The organism is Mesorhizobium sp. M1307, from assembly GCF_040318155.1.
Lineage (GTDB): Bacteria > Pseudomonadota > Alphaproteobacteria > Rhizobiales > Rhizobiaceae > Mesorhizobium.
Genome location: NZ_JAMYLR010000025.1, coordinates 1 through 20,288, shown reverse-complemented (window position 1 = coordinate 20,288; position 20,288 = coordinate 1). Strand labels below are relative to the sequence as shown.

The window sequence follows — 20,288 nt, the reverse complement described above, 5'->3', positions numbered from 1 at the left end:
GTTCGGTCAAGGGCCCCGCGTACTCCTGATGGCCGAGTTGTCCGAGATTGACACCTTTCCAATAAGGCCATCGCCAAACTCGTGGGCTTGGCGCCGATCGCCAATGACAGCGGCAGGCGCAGCGGTCGAAGACCTGTGCGCGGCGGCCGTAAAGGTCCGCGCTCCATCCTCTTCCTCATCGCGCTCACCGTCGCCAGATATGATCCCCCCGCGCCTTCAGGCAGGAAAGGAAAAGATGATTATTCGCATTGCGCCCGCCCGCAAGCTACCCATCATTCCCAATGCAAAAGCACGCGATGCGCGCCACGAGTTCGCAAACGCAACTTGACACCCCAGATAGTCACTCATTGGGAACCAACGGGCCTTACCTCCGTTTGCTCCTCGAATGGAGGAAACCATGAACAACCGGAATTCTGAACGGCATCCCCCAACTGCGCTAAGAGCTGGTGACGGTACCCCGGAAGACATAGGAGCGACCGTAAGCGGCACGTTATCCAAAGCGTCCGACATAGCGCAAGGGGCAGCGGAAACCGCCAAACGGGCGGCCGTTGGTGGCGCGTCCACCGTGACCAATCAGGTTAAGGAGATGTTGGACCGTCAGGTCGGCAGCGGCGCCGAGGTGATGGGCCAACTGGCGAGTTCGACTAAGCGTGCGGCCGAGGACCTCGACGCAAACGCACCGATAGTCGCTGGGGTCGTGCGCACTTTCGCGAATAGGCTTGATGGATACGCAGACGACCTGCGAGACAGGTCCGTCGATCAGCTGGTTCTTGCAGCGTCCGATTTGGCGAGGCGCAAGCCGGGTTTGGTGTTTGGGCTGGCCGCAGTAGCGGGTTTTTTGACATTCCGCACACTGAAGAGCGCGCCTCCCGCACCAGAGTCCATCAAGGAAAGGCGGCAGGGAGCGAACTGATCTGATGGCACAGGAACAACTGAAGAATTCGCCTCTCCCTCAAGCACTGTCGGCAGTGTTGGGGGACGTCGCGGACCTCTTTCAGAAAGAGTTGCGCCTGGCGCATGCGGAGCTATCCGCCAACGTCTCAACGAAGCTCCAAGCAGGTGTGTGGATGTCTGCTGCGGGCGTGCTGGGAGTGGTCGCCGCTCTGCTTCTAATGCAAGCCGTCGTACTTGGAATAGCCAGCTTAGGGATAGCCCTGCACTGGTCGTGTCTGATCGTCGCGGCCGCAACGGCCGTCGCCGCTGCTTTCGCCTACTATAAGGGCCGCGCTGATGCCCAAAAAGAACTTCTGCCGACACACTCCATAAGCCAAATAAAGCAGGATATTGCGACAACCAAGGAGCAACTGACATGAGCCGCAATTCACAGGTCCAGGATTTTGGAACCAAAGAATGGCTTCTCAGCTCCGCTAGGAACAATCCCGAAGGCCTTCTGCTCGTCGCGGCAGGGTGCGCGCTGCTAATGCGCAGCCGCGGTTCAAGTGCCGGGCATCGCGAGCAATCCCGTGGAAACGACGGGCGCCAAAATGCTCCGCACGTACGCACCGCCAGCGGCGGGGCGTCGAAAGCGCAGGAAGAGGCTAGCGAGACAGCAGAGGCCATGCGCGACAATTTAGCCGGCATTGGGGAGAAGGTGAGTGAAACCGCAACTCAGTACGCATCATCCGCCGCGTCATACGCAGAACAGGCCGGTCGCTCCGTATCCGAGAAGTCAGGGCGCGTGGTGCAGCAAGCCCAATCAACGTTCCAAGACACGATTGGCCGCATGGTGGAAGAACAGCCATTGGCTTTTGTTCTGGCCGGCTTCGCAGCCGGTGCCGCTATAGCTGCTGCTTTGCCGGCCAGCGATGTCGAGAGGCGCACGCTCGGCCCAGCAGGAGAGCGATTGACGGATGCTGCTGAAAAAGCTGGGGAACGCTTGAAGTCCTCGACAGCAAAGGCGGGCGAACGGCTCAAAAGCGCCGCCGAGGAACATGGGCTGAATTCGGACGGCCTCAAGGAGGTCGCAAGGGACGTTGCGGGTGCCTTTGGGAGTGCCTTATCAGAAGAGCAATCAAGTGAACCCGTGCAGCCGTCTTCGCCAAGCCCAAGTGGATCGAGCGGTCCATCCACCGCCAAGCTGCAACCGGGCAGCGCCACCCCTTCGGAAGGAATAACGGCCAAATCGCAGCGGTCGGACAACCCTCGGTCGAGCAAACCTGCCCGCCCCGTTGGCAAGAGAGATTTATGATGGCCGATCCGCAACTTGAGCATCTTGAATACGAAGTTGAGGCTGCCCGGGCTAAGCTCGCCGAGGATTTGTCGACACTTCGGTCGCCAAACACGCTCTCCGAGTTTACCGATGATTTGAAACACGAAGCGCTTGAGGCAAAGGATGCGCTGGTAGAGAAAGCAAGAGCCTCAATGCAATCGGTGGCGCAGGCGACTATTGACGATCTCAAGGCCAAGGCGGCTGCCAATCCGAGCGCTGCTTTGGCGATTGGGGCCGGTTTGGGGTGGCGTTTCCTCCGCCATCCGCCGATCGCAACCGCACTCGTCGGAGCGGGATTGATCAGCTTGTTGCGGACCAATTCAGCCCGGCCACCCGGCGAGCAGCAGGTGGATCACCTATCGTACGCCAAGGAGCGCCTGAAGGAGCAATCTAGTGATTTGGCGGAAAGCGTCAGTGATTTCGCTCTTGAAACGGCTGGTAAAATAAAACGCGAAGCTGCCGAGTTGACCGGCGTGGCCAAGGAAACTGTTAAAGAGAAGACAGAACGTCTGGCTGCCGCTATCCGCCGTAGCGGCGATGGGCAGCACGAGGGCGAGACTGCCGCAAGAGCATCCGCGCCCTTCGATGAAGCGTCGTTAGCTCGCCAAGACGCATCGCGCGATGAGCATACCGAGGACAAACTCCTTCTGGCGGCAGCAGGTTTGGCAGTCGCCGCGGCTGTCGGCTTTGCCTATCAACGACGTCGGAATGAGCAGATGGACACCGACCGAACTGGAAGGGCGTAGACAGAGGTCATTGCAGAGAAACAGTCGTCCTGAAGGCAAAGTATGATGCCGCGCTCACATTTATCGAGTCCCGACGAGTTCAGCCATCGGGTTGCATATTCTGGAACCACGGACGGCGCGATGACGATGCGCACGGCGGAGAAGATCGGACAAAGGGGTCAAGCCCTTCGAGCATGATGATCGTCGGCCGGTCGGTCATGGCCCTCAGCGAAACCGCCAGCGACCGGCTGAAGCGGAATTTCACCCCGAAAACGATGCAAGTGCTGCCGACGCCATAACGTGAGCGCAAGAATTGGCAGTTTAATTGTATCTTTTGCGAGCGAAAACATCTGCACGCTCCCGCATTACGCGATGTTAACGCCAGTTTTCCATTGTAAGTTCCCTCGCTGGGCTGGGCTGACAGGAACCTCTGCCCGTCGCTGGCGCGCTCTGTCCCCTGTCAGGACGAACTTTCTCGGATCCGGCTTGGCGCTGCCGGTGCCCGCGCACGCAACTGCTCAGTCATCAGGGACGAGTGTTCTCGGGCATTCCGCTATCGCGACCTCGTTTCCAACGTTTTAACACGCCCACTCGAGCTTGATCTCGCCGAGCGCTGCGCTAGCCCTTCCGATCTGGCTATTGCCAATGTGTATTTGACCAGGCTTGCGCAGGCGAACGCTTCGACTCGCTAAGTGACGACGCCGCAATATTAGCATCGCTCGTCGTTGCAATTTCTCGAATGCGCAGCTCGACGACCGCCTGCTAGGCGTGTTCGTTGCCCAGCGCTCACGAAGGGGACGCGCTAGCGGACGAATCCCGATCACCCAGTTCACGATCACTACGTTCCTACCCGATCACCGCTTGGCGCTGTCGCTGTCCGCTTCGGCCCGCGCAAGGAACTGCTCGGTTGTCGAGGGAAGATGGTCCTTCAACCATTCCGCCATCGCGACCTCCTCTCGCAAGTTCTCGTCGCAAGCCCGAAGAACCTCCGTTTCGCCGAGCGATCGAGCAGCGGCAATCAGGATCGTGTAGGAGGCGATTTCCATATGCTCGAACGTGTAGCTCGCGAGCGATCCTTTCATCACCTCGTCTCCAGCGAAGACGCCGCTCAGCGATTGCGCCATCGCCGTCAGCTTACCGCCAGCGTCCTTCATCGTGGATGAACCCTCGTCCATCTGATCGAGACAAGTCTTCAGCCGGGCAGCCTGCTGCTTCGTTTCGTCGAGGTGCTGTCGGATTCGGTCGCTCAGCTCGGGATAGTTCTCGATGCGACCCAACTGCCCGTTCAACATCGTTTCGGCCTGCTCTTCCATGGCATGAGCATCTCTAAGCCATTGGACAAACCATTCGCGGCTTTCTGACATTTCGAATCTCCTTTGCGATCTAAGGAAACTTTCAGAAGAGGACATTGTTCCGGAGTAGAGCCCGCCGAACGGGCCTTGACCGTCGCAGAGATCAGCGTCATGGCGGGTCTCAATTCATCTCGCGAAAATCCTGCAGCGATGCGTGGGAAAGGCCAAGATCGCGGAAGATCGGCGCAAGGAAAACGGCCCGTGGACGCTCGCCGCTGCGCCGCTCCATTATAAAGTCCAACTAGCACTCGCCCGCTTCCTGGCCATCCGACGCGGCGACATACGGCGACATGTTGAAGTGCCGCGCATGGCATACTGCGACCGCTGCATGTCGTTCCTGGCAAGTAACAACGGCAAGCAGATGAAGCTACCAGCGCTCGGCGAAGCTGAAGTGGATTGTCGACGAGGCGCTGATCGCGGCGGCTGGCGCTCCGCATTGAGCCTTGTGCCTCACCGCACCACCGCAGTCACAAGGAACGCGACGGCCTCTCCGCTCGTTGATTGGTTTTCGAATCGAGCCGTCGTCATGAGGCTTCTAATATACGCCGGCCATCCTAAGGCTGACCTACGACCAGAGTTACAAAAGTTGAACTTCATCGGGGAACACTCCTTCTGTCTGCCTGTTCGATTTGGCCAGGCGCATCCCGCGCATTCAGAAAGGAGAAAGAAGATGAAACGCATCCTTTTGGCTTCGGCCGTGCTGGCGGTGTCGGCCGGGCTTTCCTTTGCCCAGACGACGAGCGGAACTTCGAGCGGAACCTCGACCACGACAACCATGCCCAGCACGACGGATCAGGGCACCGGCACGACGAGCAGCGGGACCAACATGTCCGGCGATCAGCGCACCGACACGACCACCACCAGCGGCACCACAAGACCGTGTGCAAGGATTATTTTTCCCACCTGACGCTCACCAAGTTCTTACGCAAAGTGAGCATTGGAGAAATTGAGCTTCCGCTAACCCGAGCAGAAGAAGCCAGAAGAGTGCCAAAGGCGTTCATCTCCAGCGACCTAGCTTCATACCTCGATAAGCGGCGCAAAATGGCACTGTCTGAAGTGCGCGCCTTCCGACGTAGCTAGCGCTCCCATGGCTCCTTTGCGCTTGGAGTTCAGCAGTCTCTAGATGACTGCAGGATGCTACCTCCCGTCCGCCATTCGTGCCCCCCTACCCCGAAATACGCCGACGGCTCGCGGGAACCCGCCAACTCCGAATTCCCGTTCGTGTCGAAATGGCAGAAAAGCGATGGAGGACTGCACGATGGACCCGCAAAACGACCCTTTCGAGATGTGCTGTCTTCTAATGGGGTCGTAAGCTGAGTTCGAAGCTATTGGACATGGTGTCAACAGCCTGAGGGTCGCCAAGGTCAGAGCGGCCGGCCGGCGCCCATCATTATGCGCGCGATCGCGATCTGCGCCTCGACCTTGGTGCCGGCAGGTGGCTCGCGTTACCTGCGGGCACATTAAGCGCTTCTCCAACCCTCTCGAACTCCGAGAAGAGACCGGAACCTTGATCAGGTGCGGGCAAAGGTCCGTTGCGAAAAATGCGGCCGCAAGGACTCGATGACAGCGGAAACCCTTCAGGCAGACGATCCTCATTCCGGAACTTCCGCAATGGAGCGCAGCCGAGATGCTCAAGCCGCTGCTGGCGCGGCGGACTGAAATCAGCGGTCAACCCGACCGTCGCTCGCTGTTGGCCGCCGCTGTGCCGTGGCGAAGGAACAACAAGAGACTGGTCCAGTTAGAGCCATGCATGCGTCGATACAAATGAAAGAGGAGATGACAATGGCGATAAAAAAAAGCTCTCAGGGCAGCTCCAAGGGCTTGGAAGACCTTTTCTATGATGGTCTGAAAGACATCTACTACGCCGAACGCAAGATTCTGACGGCGCTCCGGAAAATGGCAAAGGGCGCGGAGTCCGAAGAGTTGAAGGCGGCGTTCGAAAAACATCGTGACGAGACGGAAGGTCAGATCGAGCGTCTGCAGCAAGTTTTCGACGCCTTTGGCAAGAGAGCCCAAGGGAAAACGTGCCCGGCGATCGACGGCATCATCGAAGAAGGACAGGAGATTTTGGAGGAATTCGAGGAGACTCCGGCATTGGACGCGGGTCTCGTGGCTGCAGCCCAGTCCGTCGAACATTATGAAATAGCGCGCTACGGGACTCTTGTCACATGGGCCGGGTTACTTGGCTTGAAAGACGCCGTCCCGCTACTCGAACAGACGCTCAAGGAAGAAAAAGCAACCGATGAGGCGCTCACCCGACTAGGCGAAACAGGCGTCAACGAACGGGCGATGCAACAGGCCGCATAACTTCGGATCGAATCGACGCGACCGCGGCCCCCAGCAGACGGGATTGGAGCTTGGTTGTATTCGCCAATCCAGGCACACGTGTACACCGCAGCCGCCGAGCCGTCGACGTGGTGGTGGCCGACCGATTTCGACTAGGCCACCGGAACTGACGATGGGGGACTGCGAATGCGATTACTTGCGCACGCCTTGGGCGACAGGATGTTGGTATGAACGAGAACACCGCTCGTCGGCCCACGGCAGGCTCTTCCGGGTTCGACAGCTTTTTCATGGCTGGTTTCGAGTGTTCCTCGCATCGTCGTGCCGACGGGGTGCGCCTTGATCTGATCCGTGCGACCTCACATGACACCCATGCATCCGGCGACTATCGCCGCTGTGCCGAGCTTGGGCTTCGCACGATCCGCGACGGCTTGCGCTGGCACTTGATCGAAACAGCGCCGGGAGTCTTTGACTGGTCGAGCTGGATGTCGGTGATCGAAGCAGCCCAGGCGGCCGGGGTGCAGATTATCTGGGATATATTCCACTATGGCTCGCCAGACCATATCGACCAAGGTGGCCCGGGGTTTATCAAGGCCTACGTCCGTTTCGCCGCGGAAGCTGTTCGGGTTCATCGCTCCGCTACCGGGGTGGCTCCCCTGGTGTGCCCGATCAACGAGATTTCGTTTTTTGCATGGGCGGTGGAGGTCGGCTATTTCCCCCGCGTCGGGCCCAACAAGCGTCGATGGTTCAAACGACACCTTGTCAGGGCAGCGGTCGCCGGCGTGAGGGCGATGCGGGAGGCTGAACCCGGCTGCAGGTTCATCTGGGCTGAACCGCTGATCCATATTGCTCCTCGTGACCGTACTCGCCCCGAACGGCGGCGCGCCGAAAATGCTCGTCAGGGGCAGTTCGAGGCGTATGACATGCTGATTGGGCGCGTGGAGCCGGAGTTGGGCGGCAGCGAGGACGTTGTGGACGTCATCGGCCTAAACTTCTATCCGCACAACCAATGGTACTTTAATGGCCCAACCATACCGATGGGGCACCACGAATACCGTGCACTTTCGGAAATGCTGGTCGAGGTCGCCGAGCGATACAAAAAGCCGATGTTCATCGCCGAGACCGGCGCCGAAGGGTCCGGTCGGCCGGCCTGGCTTCATTACGTTTGCGACGAAGTGCGCGACGCGACCAGCCTCGGGGCACCTATCCAGGGCATATGCCTTTATCCGGTGACAGCCTACCCAGGTTGGGACAATTCGCGCCACGCCGAAGTCGGCTTGTTCTCCACCATCCATGCGGACGGCTCGCGCGCTCTTCGCAAGCCCCTTGCCGACGAGTTGGAGCGCCAGCGCCAATTGTTCGTGGCCTTCGAAAAACAACAAGCAGGCGCGCCATAGCCTCGCTGATCAGAACAGTGCGCACGTTTCAGCTGCATCAACAGCACAGCTAAAGCTGTTCGCCGAGAAAGATCCTTGGCCTCTTTCCCCGTGGGTCGCCCTAACGCCGGTCAGCCCGGAGCATCATTCACTCGGCCGCCTCGCGCTGCGTCGGCGTGACGAGCATCCCCTTGCCGGCAAGGCGCGCCTGAATGCGTCCGAACGTAGCCAATGCCTGGCCGACGACCTGATCCATATTGTAATAGCGATATGTTGCCAGACGTCCGACGAACCAGACCTCCGGGCAGGCCGCGGCCAAAGCTTCATAGCGCTTGTACAACGCCTCGTTTTCGGCCCGCGGCACCGGGTAATAAGGATCTCCGATGTCCGTGGGGTATTCGTAGGTGAGGCTGGTCTTCGGACTCTCTTGACCGGTCAGATGCTTGTACTCGGTGATCCGTGTGTATTTTTCCGTCTGCGGATAGTTAACGACGGCGACCGGCTGGAACTGCTCACAATCAAGCGTCATGTGCTCAAAGCGCAGCGAGCGGTAGGGCAAGTGACCAAGCTTCCAGTCGAAATATTCGTCGATTGGCCCGGTGTAGATCATCCGCTGAAAGGGAATCTTGTCGCGAATTTCGCGGTAATCAGTCTGCAGCAAGATCTTGACCTTGGGGTTATTCAACATGCGGTGGAACATGCGCGTATACCCGCCTGCCGGCATGTTCTGGAAGCTGTCACCAAAATAGCGATCGTCACGATCGGTCCGGGTCGGGACTCGCGCCGTCACTGACTTGCTCAACTGGGAAGGGTCGACACCCCACTGCTTCCTCGTGTAGCCGCGGAAGAATTTCTCGTAGAGCTCTCTGCCGACAGTGCTGACCACGACGTCCTCAGCGGTGCGGACTTCTTTGACCGTTTCGCGCCGGGAAGCGAAGAAGTCCTGCAGCTGCTCGGACGTTAACTCAAGGCCGTAGAGGCGGTTTATGGTGTCGAGATTGATCGGTATCGGCAGCAGCTTTCCATCGACAAGCGACAGCACGCGATGTTCGTAAGGCCGCCATTCGGTGAATTGCGACAGATAGTCGACGATCGATTGCGCGTTGGTGTGAAAGATGTGAGGCCCGTAACGGTGAATTAGGATTCCCGCCTCGTCGTAGCAGTCATAGGCATTGCCGCCGACGTGATTTCGTCGGTCTATGATCAGGACGCTTTCCTGCCGTTGCGATGCGATACGCTCGGCCAGCACACTGCCGGCGAAACCGGCCCCTACGATCAACCAGTCGAACACGCTCACGCCCTCCTCAGGAATGGGACGACGCTCTTCATCGCATGGGCGCGCTCGATGTGGGCAGCCATCGCGCTCCAGGTCTTCTCCCAGGACATGTCGGCGAGGTAGGCGTCGGCCTTCTTGACCAGGAAATCGCGGGGGTGGGCCAGGATCGACCGAAGCTTGGCCTCGATATCCTCCGCCTCGACAATCTCGACAAGGCCTTCGACGCCGTAGGTACGCACAACGTCGACGATCGCCGTGGACAACACCGGCAGTCCTGCCGCAAGAAACTCGGGAGTCTTGGTCGGGCTGATGTAGCGGGTCGCTTCGTTCAGCGCGAACGGCATCCAGCCGGCACTCCAATGCCTGAGATAGTTCGGCAGGTCTGCATAGGACTTGCCGCCCAGCCAATGCAGGTTGCCTGCCGTGGGAAGGCTCGCCCGATCGATCTTGACGACAGGGCCGAGCATGACAAAATGCACGTCTGGCATTGCCGCAGCCGCCTGCGCGATAAGTTCAAGGTCGAGCCGTTCGTCGATGACCCCGAAGTACCCCACCCTCGGGTGAGGTATGTCGGCCTGATCGAACGGGTCCTCACCTGGCGCCCTAGCCTGATGGAAATGAGTAGCGTCGATGCTGCTCGGGAAGGGAAAGATCGCCCGGTGCAAGCTGCGCTTGGCCTCATAGAGGCTCTGCCCGCCCGTGAAGACGACATCGGCACGTTGCAACAGCGCCTTTTCCAACTGCGTCAACTCTGCGGGAGCGTCTTTGAACGCGGAGAGTTCATCCATGCAGTCGTAGACGCAGACGTCACAGGCGAGATGATCGCTGAAGCGTAGCGCCATGGGCGTGTAATACCAGGTCGTCAATCGGTCATGCGGCGTCGAGGCGAGGATCTGATCGACGAACCTGCGCTGGATCGCGTCCGCCCTGGTCGCGGAGGTACCAACTGGGATCAGCGGCGTCACTATTCTGATCTTGGGGGTAATATTGTGCACCCGCATCGAAGGGTGGCGCCTCTCATCGAAGATCGGCTCTTCGAAGTAAATTAGCTGTTGCTGTTTTGACGCCAGGGTCAGAATGTGTTGTGGTCTCTGATATACGAAGTTCCATCGGAGGTGTGAAAAGCAAATGAAAATAGACGGTTGTACAGGGTTTTTTGGTGTTTTGGCCCGGCCCGCCGCCATTTCCATGTAGATTATCCTTCGATATAGTTACAAAATGCCTCGACTAACAAAAGTCAATCGAGGCAGCTTTGACATGAAGTTCGCAGCCTTCTATATAACTTCCATCCCGATAAGTTGTTCCATAGCTCCAAACTGTCTCGGGCGAGACCAGCCGTCCGCTCCACTTGCGACGGCTCGACAGAGAAGGGGCGAGCCGGCCGCCCCCATTCGATCCACATGATGAAGCCCCTCGCGTCAGGTCGGGCTCCCCAAATGTGGCCCTTTGCCACAGAGCGGTTCAAATCCTTCAATCGTTCAACAACCGTTCATCAGCGGAGCTATAAATACGCTTGGAATCGATTCATCTGAGTCGCGCCGGTGGTTCATTTGAATGGAGACCGAGACGAATCGAGGGATGGCTGGCGAATGAAGATCGACTTTGAAACCAACGTCTTTCCATTGTTTCACCCGCAGGTTGTGGATGATCTGAAGGACCCTTGTCCGGTGTTCGACGGCACGCTCTGGCACGTCTTCGGCTCCAGCGGCACCGTCACAACAGAGAGCTGGAAAATCCTCCACGCCACAGCGCCGGATCTTTATGGACCCTGGACAGAGCACGAGGCGATCGTTTTGCCGGTAACCGGATCTGGCATTGCGGCGCCCGGCGTCATTCATGAGTGCGGCGTCTTCCACATGTTTATCCAGACCGAATTCATGAAGTCCGGCGGACGTTGCGAGCACGCGGTGTCCAATGACGGCTTTCATTGGGTGGTGCTCAATCCGGCGATATTGTCGCTGCCCGACACCGATGAGGACGGCATCTACGATCCCCATCCCGCAATCGTCGGAGGCAAGCGCTATATCGTCTATTCAGGCATGCCCAAATTCACCAGGGTGCCCCAGCCTGATGTCTATCTGGCGCGCAGCCAATCCGATTCCTGGTTCGGGCCATGGAAACGTCTCGGCAAGATACTCGATCATCTCGACGTGCCACATCACAATGCGCGCGAGCACCCCGATTACGAATGGGGGATCGAAGGCGCGCAGCTCGTCGAGCTGCCGGACGGTCGTGTGCTTCTCAACGCCACCTGCTTCCTCCCCGAAGGTCCGCGCGGCAGCCGGCAGCGCGTCTTCTTCGCCATCGCCGATGACGTCAAGGGTCCCTACGTTTCCGTTGGCCCCGTTCTCGACCCTGGTGAGCCCGGCGAGAATGGCCATTCGACGGTGATGATCGACGGCCGGCAACTGACCTTGTTCTACCAGAGCAGGCGTGAGGCGACGAACCATCGCTGGCGGTTCGGGTTGGCAAAGTGTGACCTGGATCGGCATATACTTTCGAGAGTTGCCTAGCTGGTAAGTTCCGGCATTTGCCGGAACGGAGGATGCTCTGGCTGTTGGTTGGTGGGACGGATCCCTTTGTACTGGTGATTGAGGGTAGCAGGGGATTCGCAGCCAGTGGGCAAAGCTTGCGACGAGGGATCTATACACGTCAGGCAAGCCGGTCGCCTCATGGACGGCGGTGCCAGCTGCAAGCCTAGCCTAGCCTAGCAATGAACTGTAACTGAGCGCAGCAACGCGGCCAGTCGATTCACGCGGTTTTGATCCTGAGCACAATGTCCTGATCGTAATTTCCAAAGCCCTTGCCGAAAATATTGATCCCGCCGGGGCGCTTGGCGTCGTCCTTGACGCCGATACGGACGCGGATTGAATGATGGCTCTTCAGATCGAGTGCGGCGAGGCCGGTTTCGGAAATCCTGAGGCCGTCGACATAGGTGCCGTCATTGGCAATTCGCCAGTTCTTCAGCTTACCGTATTGCGAGCCCTTGAGCTTCCACCAGGAGGGCGTGAAGACGCCGCGCTTGTCGCCGAAATCCCCCGGCGACGTCCAGGTGCCGACATCGACACCATTGATCGTCAGCGTGATGTCCGAGGGCCAATCGGCGCTGGTGCCCGGCACTTCCGAAGACAGCTCTATCGCAACTTCGAGTCCGGTGATCTCGGCATTGGCGAGCTTGGCATTGTTGGGGAACTGGTATTCGACAAAACCGCGCGTGAACCATAGCAGACCGGCCTTCATGCGGTCCGGATCGAGGAAAGTGTTCGGCACATCGAGCAGACCGATGATGCCGTCCGGCGAACAAAGGCCGCAGGGCGCGGTAACCTCGAAGCCGGTATAAAGCCCGATCGGCATCGACACTTCGATCGCGTCGTTCTTGACCGCACGATATTCGCTCTTGAACACGACGAGCACTTTTTCGGCGGTCGGATAGCAGATTTTCCGACTGCCTTTCTTCGCTCTCTCGGTGCGGATCAGCCCCGCATCCTCCAGCACCTGGATGTTGGTCGAGACGGTCGACTGCGGTAGCGACAGCACGGCGGCGATTTCGTTGATATTCATCGGCCCCTTCTCATGCAGCAGTTTCAGCATCGAGATCCGCGCCGAGGAGGCAAGCCCCTTGAGCACGGCAATGCCTTCCTCAGGTTCAATCACCAGAAAATTGCGACTCATGAAATCGCCAGTCTATGCTCGTGACAGAGGTTATGGCTTCGCTCATTGCAACGGCGCTGACCGAAACGCCGAGCCGTTGATTTGGTTACATTAAGCCCTCGACCGTCAGTATGCATCGCAAGCCGTACCCGCAAGGATGGTGCGACATGTCTACATTTGTTCTCCGACCGCCAGCTCCTTGTAGTGCGGGGGTGCTTGTCAGTCCGTGGCCTCGATTTGCAGACGACTAGATGCTGGCAGCCACAAAGAGAGGCAGAAGCCGAACACGGAATTGGGGCCGTTCCCCTGGCCAAATCCCCAAGATACGGGACCTCGACGTCGATGTTAGCCGAACCGGCGCGGATGGATGCACAGGATGCGGTTCGCTGAAGTGCGTGCCGCCGTGAAGTAAATCATCGGATTCGCCACCCGATAGAGTCGGGACGGGGTTCTACCTATTGCTTTTGAGCATGATCTTTTCCGAAAATCGCGATTCCACTTCTTCGGGATCGCGCCAGTGCCGGCCTACTTCACTGCTGGCCGCGGCAGCGACCCTGTCCACCATGGCGAGAACAGCTAGCGGTGCGGTGTGGTGGACCATGTGGCCGGCCTGCGGGATGATATCGACAAAGGAACCAGGAATCTCCGATTGTAGTCTAAGAGCCTCGGCTTTCGCATCGAACAACCGGTCGCCGGCCCCGGCAATAATGCCGGCAGGCATCAACAGGGTGAAGCGGCCGCCGGCCAGCGCGTCGGCCAGCATCAATCCGATTCGGCCGCGATCGACCGCAGCTGTGAGGCCAGCTGGCGATGTCCTTTGCCGACGAAGCAAACCCCGCAGAGACGATGCCGGGGCGAAATACTTGCCCATGGCGAGCGGCCAGGTGAGCAGCACAAGCAGCGGCAGCAAAATGTGGGGGAAAACACCACCGGCGACAGGCAAGGCCGGCAGCCCGCCAGTGCAAGGCCCAGGCGCGGCGGCAAGAACGGACCGATGAAGACTCCCGATCGAATCGTCGTCCGATCGAGCTCATCGACTCGCCCGCCTGCCATCGAACCCAAATCTCAGGCGCTGAGCGGCCGAGTAGTAGATGCGACTTCGCTGCTTCATGGCTCACACTCCCTCTTTCAGAAAAGAGCGTGTGTTGCTGCGATCAGTTGAATCCGCCACCCAAACCGAACGCGGCTGCTAGGCAGGCCGAAGCTTGTGCAAGTACAGCTGTGCGTCACAAGGCAAGTGAACTAAGAAGCTGCACGAACCGCGGGTGATCGCGAATGGCGTCGAAATGACTTCGTGACGGATTCGTTCCAATACGTTCTGACTCACGCTTCCTCCGACGGCTCTTTCCAGGTACCGCACCGCTTCCTCCACTTCCCCGAGCACGGAATACATGCAAGCGGCGTTGTACTACGTCACGAAGTCGTCCGGATCGATCGCCAGCGCTCTGGCCAGCCAGGAACGCGCCTTCTTCCGCTCACCGATATACGCGAGCGAGGGCGCCGCGATGCAGCGGTGCCGCATTTTCAGGATGGCGGCCAGTTGAGCGTTCGGCGCGCTCGAAACAGACCCTTGGTTCGCGAGCGGATGAAGGCGATCGCGCAGGAGCGTCCCCCCGTGTAGAGTTGCCACCCTGGATCTCGCCTTGGCCGGCTGCATTCCTGGCTGTGTCCCCTAGGATACATTGTCGAGCAGGGTCGACTTATCCAAACCATGTGTCGGCTCAGGCGGCCATTCACCATTCGGCGTCATCTCGTTGACTGTCTCGGGTAGATCCCGCGCAATCCTTCTGATTAGCTCCTCGCGCGAAAGACCCGTCTGCATCGAAATGGACGTGAGTGTACCTTCGTCCATTGCCGCTTGGACGTCCCTTGGCTCAATCGGTTGGTTTGGCCCGCTGCCAACCCACGAGTCGACCTTCGATCCTGCCCCCACCTCCCTGAACCGGTCGAGGATCTCACCAAGGTCAGCCCTCGACACGCCATTCGTTATCTGAGCCAGAATTCTGCGTTGCGGGTCGTTTGGGTTAAGATACCCCGCTCCCGGAATCAATTCACAGAGCTTGTCGGGGTTTTGGTGTGCCAGAACGCCAAGCATCGCGATCGCCAATCTTCCCAGATTTGCCATTTGGTCTCCTCCACGGTTTTGGCCGATGAGCGAATCAAAGCCAAGTCTTGGCGGATGCCGACGCGTGTGGACTCGAACAACTTCTTGCCGGTCGGCTCGCGGGCGGACAGGACGCGTCCTTCGGGTACTCGTTTTCCATCTGACGTCTTCTCCTGACGCAGAACTTCGGGGCGCTTGGCCGCAGTCGCCCTGCGCCGATCGAACGCCCTAACCCGGCGCCTCCCGGGTTTGTTCCGCTTGTCAGAGTTTGTCGGCGACGATGGGGCGCGCGACCCGACGGGTAACTCTACCGGCTCGAGAGACAGAGTCTGCCCAACTTGACCATACTTCAGAACGACGACGGCTCGGTTAGCCTCAGCTACCTTGGACTGCCGCCGGCTCGCGCACGAATTTCAATTTCGGCGGGACGGCGAACACCCTGAACCGCTCAGCCAGGCTGTCAAGAGCTTGACGCATGCCCACTCCCGCAGCAGCCGCACCGTGTCCACTGATGACCATCCGCGGGTTCAGGGCAGCCAGGTGCTTCACGGATCTTTCCGCCGCATCCCAGTCCGGCGTGAAGTAGCGCGGCGGACCGTGCATCTCAAGATCCTGAACGGCGACCTCATAGACTGACTCCTGACCGGTGGTGATGAAAGCGTCCCCTACGATCAGCGAGCGGTCCTCCTCGCGCCAGAGCGAGATATGCCCAGGAGCGTGCCCGGGTGTGTGTAGCCATCGCCATCCGGGCATTCCGGGGATCGATCCGTCGGCAGGTAGGAGTTCCAAACGGTTGCCAAGATCAATTGGCCCCCGTGGAAAAAGCGGCGAAAGCAGCGCCATCAGTCCACCCCCGACCCAGGGATCCGGTGGCGGATAGGACGCGGTTCCGTCCAGATAGGGGCGCTCGAGTGCATGCGCGAAGACAGGCACGTCCCACCTATTCGCGAGGCCTAGAACCGTTCCCACATGGTCGAAATGGCCGTGGGTCAGGATGATCGCGGCCGGCCGTGCGTTCGTGCCAAACCGCTTTTCCGCGACCGCAAGAATGCTGCCGCGGGACGTCGGCAACCCGGTATCGATCAGCATCCAGTTCCGATCTCCGCTGCCCGGTGCGCCGACGAACACGACATTGACGATTGCTAGGCGCAAATAGCCCAAGTCCGGTGCGATGCTCCAAGCGCCGTCGCCACGATCCTCGCGCCTGGCGTGGTCGATCTCGGAAAGTCGAATCTGAACGGTCATGTGATCCCGTGCCTCTCTTGTTGCTGAGCAGCCGCTCGAGTCGATCGGCGGCGGTGGTATATCGCCCCGAACTTGGCACGGCCCTCCTTGTTCCTCCTTCGCCACCCAGCTCCGGACAGTCCACCACAGGAACAAAGGCTCGACCAAATCGGTTCGGCATTACCCGGTCGCGCCAGGACGAGCTGGACTGAGCAACGAAGATGGCGCGCGCCCCATTGGATGCGGTATTTCGCCAACGCGGTTCCCGGTCCTAACAAGGCGGCCGAGTTCGAAGCCGACTGCTGAAAGAAGACTTCGAATGAGCGAAGTGGGGCGTATGGACGAGCACCAGGTGGAGGCTCCGGTTCCGCAAGCTTCGCCTATGACTGGTCAAGTTGGGCGCCAATGGTCGAGGCGGCCCGATCGGCAGGTGTCCAGGTTATCTGGGACATCTTCCATTACGGATCTCCAGACCATGTCGATCAGCGATCGCTGCATTTCATCGATGCCTATGCCTCGTTCGCGGCAGAAGCCGTGAGCGTACAGCGTTCGATCGCCGGAACACCGCCTCTGTTGTGTCCCATCAACTAGATCTCCTTTTTCGCATGGGCTGTTGAGGTCGGCTATTTCCCGCGTGGGGCCGAACGAACGTGGATGGTTCAAGCGGCATCTCGTGAAGGCTGCCATCGCGGGTGTTCGTGCAATGCGGGAGATCGACCCCGCCTGCAGATTTGTCTGGGCCGAGCCCCTTATCCAAATCGCTCCTCGTGACCGGACCCGCAGCGAACGGGGTCGGGCCGAAAACGCCCGTCAGGGGCAGTTCGAAGCTTACGACATGTTGCTGGGCCGCGTCGAACCTGAGTTGGGCGGGAGCGAAGATGTTGTCGATGTCGTGGGCCTGAATTTCTAGCCGCACAATCAATGGTAAATAAACGGGCCGACGATATCGATGGGACACCATGAGTACCGCGCTTTGTCGGAAATGTTGCTCGAGGTTGCTCATCGGTACGGTAAGCCGATGTTCATTGCCGAGACCGGCTCAGAGGGATCCGGCGGGCCGGCTTGGCTCCACTATGTATGCCGCGACGAGGTGCGTGCCGCTATGGGTGTCGGAGCATCGATTCGAGGGTATTTGCCTGTACCCGATAACGGCCTACCCGGGCTGGGACAATTCGCGTCATAGAGGTGGGGTTATTTTCGGCCATCCACCCGAATGGCACACGCCGCCTCCGTCAGCCCGTCGCGGACGAACTGGTGCATCAGCAAGATCTGTTCACGGCAAACCGGACGCGCTGATTGTGTTGCGACACACCGCAAGGGCGAGCACCGAAGACCAGGGCAAATTACGGTGTATTCCTCAGCCAAAATCGGCGCCACGCGATGCCAAGTGGCATGGGTGCGAGGATGACCGTGCAGCATCAGGAAGCGGTGGCCCCTTCCACCAACCCGCACTCTGAGCGTCGCTTCCGGAAGTTTGATCTGCTCCAGCGAGAAACCTTCAAACATGCAACTCCCTCCATTCGCAACATTTGCCAAACGTGTAAACGGAGAGGCAGTTCAATGTCGGCTTCCGCGGGATCTGAACTTGCCTTGTATTCCGCGAAGAGGTCGTGAGCCGAACGGCGGCTTTAACTGGTCCCTCGGCAATAACCGGACGGACAGCAAACGGCCCCCAAAAAGCCGCCAGGCGGCGACGCGCCTGATATCGCACTTCGAGATCAACTCTGCCGTTTCCTGTTAGCCGAATTTGCAAACGGCCCCGCTCACAATCGTGGTTGCGCCTTTGGGCATCGTGGTTCAGACCGCTGGCGGATTAGAACTCATGTTGGCTTTGCGATCGGCTCATCGCTGCCGACAATCGGTGACCTATATAAAGGGGCATGTCCACGCGCCGTAAAATCAATGCAACAGCGAAGCTGATTGGAGAGTGGCCTTTAACCCCGGCTGCAACGTTTGGATCGTCCGTCAGAGCGAGGGGTATTTTTCTCGAAATACGCGCCCGCCTTCCAACGGAGTTCAGGAAACTGCTCCATATCGAGTCCCGCGTGCTTACCCTGCGCCTGTCTCAGGGCGCCGAGAATGATGTGCAGGTGGTATTCGGGATCGTATCCAAAGCACTGCAGAATATCGAAGACCTGCCCGTAATCCCCCGTGAAATCGAGGACATTCTGACGATCTCGACGGCCGAACGGCACCGCTGGCTGAAAGGTGGTCGCTTGCAGAGCGCCGGGACGAAAACGGTGAAACTCCGCGGGCGGGCAAGGAACATCACCTTTCACGTGTTCGACCCGCAGCACGTGGAGGATGTGCTTGACCGCGACCTGGTTACGGTCTGGCGCGAACAGGACGCAGCGACAGCTGCAGAGAATAGGCGGCGAGCCGCGGGGAAGGCCGCTATGAAACGTGCTCAAAGAAGCGGTCGCGGAACTGCAGCTTCAGGTGGCTATTGCCACGATGAGAACTCGCACTCCAGTTTGTCAAACGGCTTCCAAAACTGACCCCGGATCGGCGTCCAATTTTGACCCCCCTTATGTAATACGCGGCGGTCAGCGTTCGCCCGGGCGGAGCTGGTCAGGGTTGCGCAGCCCGGGCGAGCGCGGATGGACTGGTCGAGGTGGTTGGGCTGATCAGGCGCGGTTCTTGAAGCGCCAGGACTCGTTTCCGGTCTCGATGATCTCGCAATGATGCGTGAGACGGTCGAGGAGCGCTGTCGTCATCTTGGCGTCGCCGAAGACGGCGGGCCATTCTCCGAATGCCAGGTTGGTGGTGACGATGATCGAGGTCCGCTCGTAGAGCCGGCTGATCAGATGGAAGAGCAATTGCCCACCGGCCTGGGCGAACGGGAGATAGCCGAGTTCATCGAGCACGACGAAGTCGAGCCGGGTGAGGTAATCGGCAATACGGCCCTGCTTGCCGCCGCGGTGCTCGGTCTCGAGCCGGTTGACGAGATCGACGACGTTGAAGAAGCGGCCACGTGAGCCGTTGCGGATCAGGGCGCGGGCAATGGCGATTGCCAGATGCGACTTGCCGGTTCCGGTGCCGCCGATGAGCACGGCGTTGCGCTGGTCGGCGACGAAGGTGCCGTTGGCAAGGTCCCGGACCAGGACTTCGTTGACCGGCGTGCCGTCGAAGTCGAACTCATCGATGTCCTTGGCGATCGGCAGCTTGGCGACAGTGAGCTGGTATTTGATGGAGCGGGCCTGCTTCTCGGCGATCTCGGCCGACAGCAGATCGCCGACGATCCTCGGCGGCTCGTGCTGGCGCTTGATGCCTGTCGCCATGACCTCGTCATAGGCGCCCCGCATCCCGTAGAGCTTCAGCGTCCCCATTAGTTCCAGAACCTGCGTGCGTTCCATCAGCTTGCCCTCCTGAGGCTGTCGTAGCGGGCGCAGTCGGCCTGCGGCTCATGCTGCAGGCGAAGCGCGTCCGGGGTGAGGATGGTGATGGCCGGCGCGGGGTCGCGCCGCCGCGCCAGAATGTTGATGATGACGGCACAGGAGCAGACGTTCTGATCGAGCGCCTCCTGGCAGGCGGCTTCCACGGCATCGATGCCGTCGGTCAACACCGCCGCCAGGATCGACACCATCTGCCGATCGCCGTCATGCGCCGCCTTCAATTTGCGTCGGATACGCTCCATCGCCGAGGGCAGAACCCAGCCCTGGAAGGGCGCACCGTTGCGCAGTGCACCGGGCTTGCGGGCAAGGACCGGCATGTAATGCCAGGGATCGTAGATCGTGTCGCCGCGCCCGAAGGAGCGGGCATGTTCGGCGACGACCACGCCGTCCTGGCGGATGACGATCTTGCCGGCATAGGCATGGATCTCGACCGGGCGGCCGACGGCGGTCGACAGCACCGAGTATTTGTTGTTGTCGAAGCGCACCGTGCATGTCTTCGACACCGAGGCCGGCACCGTATAGAATCCGTCGAAGGGACCGCGGTATTCAACCAGCTTGCCACGCTCCTCCTCGAACACGTTCCAGATCGTTCGTTCCGGTTGCTCGACGTGACGGTGCGCCTTGGCGTAGGCGACGCACTTGTCCTGCAGCCAGGCGTTCAGCTCCTCATAGGTCTTGAAGCGCAGCCTGGGC

General features: G+C 59.6%; 21 protein-coding genes and 2 pseudogenes. 11 read left to right on the top strand and 12 right to left on the bottom strand.

Annotated elements, in window-relative coordinates; translation table 11 throughout:
* The first annotated feature begins 81 nt into the window (after positions 1-81).
* The 5 genes from NKH16_RS23100 to NKH16_RS23080 are packed head-to-tail and all read left to right on the top strand — an operon-like array spanning position 82 to position 2,955.
* The gene (locus NKH16_RS23100; protein ID WP_352901939.1) at positions 82-417 is read left to right on the top strand and encodes a transposase; all 336 of its coding nucleotides are present in this window, start codon (positions 82-84) and stop codon (positions 415-417) included.
* Complete coding sequence (locus NKH16_RS23095; protein WP_352901936.1) at positions 398-913, top strand: hypothetical protein; 516 nt, start codon at positions 398-400, stop codon at positions 911-913. The genes NKH16_RS23100 and NKH16_RS23095 overlap by 20 nt, the downstream gene beginning before the upstream one ends.
* A gap of 4 nt (positions 914-917) precedes the next feature.
* Entirely contained in the window at positions 918-1,313 is a 396-nt protein-coding gene (locus NKH16_RS23090) for a phage holin family protein (protein ID WP_352901933.1), read from the top strand.
* On the top strand, positions 1,310-2,188 hold the full coding sequence (locus tag NKH16_RS23085) for a hypothetical protein (RefSeq protein ID WP_352901930.1): 879 nt from the start codon (positions 1,310-1,312) through the stop codon (positions 2,186-2,188). Before NKH16_RS23090 ends, NKH16_RS23085 begins: the two co-directional genes overlap by 4 nt.
* Positions 2,185-2,955 carry a hypothetical protein gene (locus tag NKH16_RS23080; RefSeq protein WP_352901927.1) on the top strand — a complete coding sequence of 257 codons (771 nt, stop codon included), beginning with the start codon at positions 2,185-2,187 and terminating at the stop codon, positions 2,953-2,955. The genes NKH16_RS23085 and NKH16_RS23080 overlap by 4 nt, the downstream gene beginning before the upstream one ends.
* 833 nt (positions 2,956-3,788) lie before the next feature.
* On the opposite strand, the gene NKH16_RS23075 is transcribed toward NKH16_RS23080, so the two are convergent.
* Complete coding sequence (locus tag NKH16_RS23075) at positions 3,789-4,298, bottom strand: ferritin-like domain-containing protein (protein WP_352901924.1); 510 nt, start codon at positions 4,296-4,298, stop codon at positions 3,789-3,791.
* Positions 4,299-4,440: 142 nt separating this feature from the next.
* Between NKH16_RS23075 and NKH16_RS23070 the strand changes: the two genes are divergently transcribed.
* The 4 genes from NKH16_RS23070 (at position 4,441) to NKH16_RS23055 (ending at position 7,966) form a co-directional block, all read left to right on the top strand.
* The gene (locus NKH16_RS23070) at positions 4,441-5,193 is read left to right on the top strand and encodes a hypothetical protein (RefSeq protein ID WP_352901921.1); all 753 of its coding nucleotides are present in this window, start codon (positions 4,441-4,443) and stop codon (positions 5,191-5,193) included.
* Positions 5,166-5,366 (top strand): pyocin activator PrtN family protein, encoded by a 201-nt coding sequence (locus NKH16_RS23065; RefSeq protein ID WP_352901918.1) that lies wholly within the window; start codon positions 5,166-5,168, stop codon positions 5,364-5,366. The genes NKH16_RS23070 and NKH16_RS23065 overlap by 28 nt, the downstream gene beginning before the upstream one ends.
* A gap of 702 nt (positions 5,367-6,068) precedes the next feature.
* Positions 6,069-6,593 (top strand): YciE/YciF ferroxidase family protein, encoded by a 525-nt coding sequence (locus NKH16_RS23060; RefSeq protein WP_352901916.1) that lies wholly within the window; start codon positions 6,069-6,071, stop codon positions 6,591-6,593.
* A gap of 206 nt (positions 6,594-6,799) precedes the next feature.
* Entirely contained in the window at positions 6,800-7,966 is a 1,167-nt protein-coding gene (locus NKH16_RS23055; protein WP_352901913.1) for a beta-glucosidase, read from the top strand.
* A gap of 127 nt (positions 7,967-8,093) precedes the next feature.
* Here NKH16_RS23055 and glf read toward each other — a convergent pair whose 3' ends face one another.
* Together glf and NKH16_RS23045 are read right to left on the bottom strand one after the other, a co-directional pair.
* Positions 8,094-9,236 (bottom strand): UDP-galactopyranose mutase, encoded by a 1,143-nt coding sequence (glf, locus tag NKH16_RS23050; protein WP_352902011.1) that lies wholly within the window; start codon positions 9,234-9,236, stop codon positions 8,094-8,096.
* Positions 9,237-9,238: 2 nt separating this feature from the next.
* Positions 9,239-10,411, bottom strand: a complete 1,173-nt coding sequence (locus NKH16_RS23045; RefSeq protein WP_352901911.1) for a glycosyltransferase family protein — start codon at positions 10,409-10,411, stop codon at positions 9,239-9,241.
* Between the two features lie 399 nt (positions 10,412-10,810).
* Between NKH16_RS23045 and NKH16_RS23040 the strand changes: the two genes are divergently transcribed.
* On the top strand, positions 10,811-11,734 hold the full coding sequence (locus NKH16_RS23040; RefSeq protein WP_352473704.1) for a glycoside hydrolase family protein: 924 nt from the start codon (positions 10,811-10,813) through the stop codon (positions 11,732-11,734).
* A gap of 238 nt (positions 11,735-11,972) precedes the next feature.
* On the opposite strand, the gene NKH16_RS23035 is transcribed toward NKH16_RS23040, so the two are convergent.
* The 7 genes and pseudogenes from NKH16_RS23035 to NKH16_RS23010 all read right to left on the bottom strand — a co-directional run bounded on the left by NKH16_RS23035 (position 11,973) and on the right by NKH16_RS23010 (position 17,706).
* A complete protein-coding gene (locus tag NKH16_RS23035) occupies positions 11,973-12,893 on the bottom strand; it encodes an ArsR/SmtB family transcription factor (RefSeq protein ID WP_352901908.1) in 921 nt (306 codons plus the stop codon).
* Positions 12,894-13,323: 430 nt separating this feature from the next.
* Positions 13,324-13,815: an alpha/beta fold hydrolase gene (locus tag NKH16_RS23030; RefSeq protein WP_352901905.1), complete on the bottom strand. Its 492-nt coding sequence runs from the start codon at positions 13,813-13,815 to the stop codon at positions 13,324-13,326.
* Positions 13,816-14,061: 246 nt separating this feature from the next.
* Positions 14,062-14,271: pseudogene (locus tag NKH16_RS35050) on the bottom strand (hypothetical protein); the annotation flags it as partial.
* 9 nt (positions 14,272-14,280) lie between these two features.
* Positions 14,281-14,529 (bottom strand): hypothetical protein, encoded by a 249-nt coding sequence (locus NKH16_RS23025; protein ID WP_352901902.1) that lies wholly within the window; start codon positions 14,527-14,529, stop codon positions 14,281-14,283.
* Between the two features lie 15 nt (positions 14,530-14,544).
* On the bottom strand, positions 14,545-14,997 hold the full coding sequence (locus NKH16_RS23020; RefSeq protein WP_502911732.1) for a YidB family protein: 453 nt from the start codon (positions 14,995-14,997) through the stop codon (positions 14,545-14,547).
* A 354-nt stretch (positions 14,998-15,351) separates the two neighbouring features.
* Positions 15,352-16,221 carry an MBL fold metallo-hydrolase gene (locus tag NKH16_RS23015; protein WP_352901899.1) on the bottom strand — a complete coding sequence of 290 codons (870 nt, stop codon included), beginning with the start codon at positions 16,219-16,221 and terminating at the stop codon, positions 15,352-15,354.
* A 1,170-nt stretch (positions 16,222-17,391) separates the two neighbouring features.
* Positions 17,392-17,706, bottom strand: coding sequence for an alpha/beta fold hydrolase (locus tag NKH16_RS23010; protein WP_352467863.1), 315 nt, complete (start codon positions 17,704-17,706; stop codon positions 17,392-17,394).
* Between the two features lie 374 nt (positions 17,707-18,080).
* On the opposite strand from NKH16_RS23010, the gene NKH16_RS23005 reads away from it, so the two are divergent.
* Positions 18,081-18,698, top strand: coding sequence for a hypothetical protein (locus NKH16_RS23005; RefSeq protein ID WP_352901896.1), 618 nt, complete (start codon positions 18,081-18,083; stop codon positions 18,696-18,698).
* 129 nt (positions 18,699-18,827) lie between these two features.
* Here NKH16_RS23005 and istB read toward each other — a convergent pair whose 3' ends face one another.
* Positions 18,828-19,556 (bottom strand): IS21-like element helper ATPase IstB, encoded by a 729-nt coding sequence (gene istB, locus NKH16_RS23000; protein WP_027038551.1) that lies wholly within the window; start codon positions 19,554-19,556, stop codon positions 18,828-18,830.
* Positions 19,489-20,288: pseudogene (locus NKH16_RS22995) on the bottom strand (Mu transposase domain-containing protein); the annotation flags it as partial. The gene istB and the pseudogene NKH16_RS22995, both read right to left, overlap by 68 nt.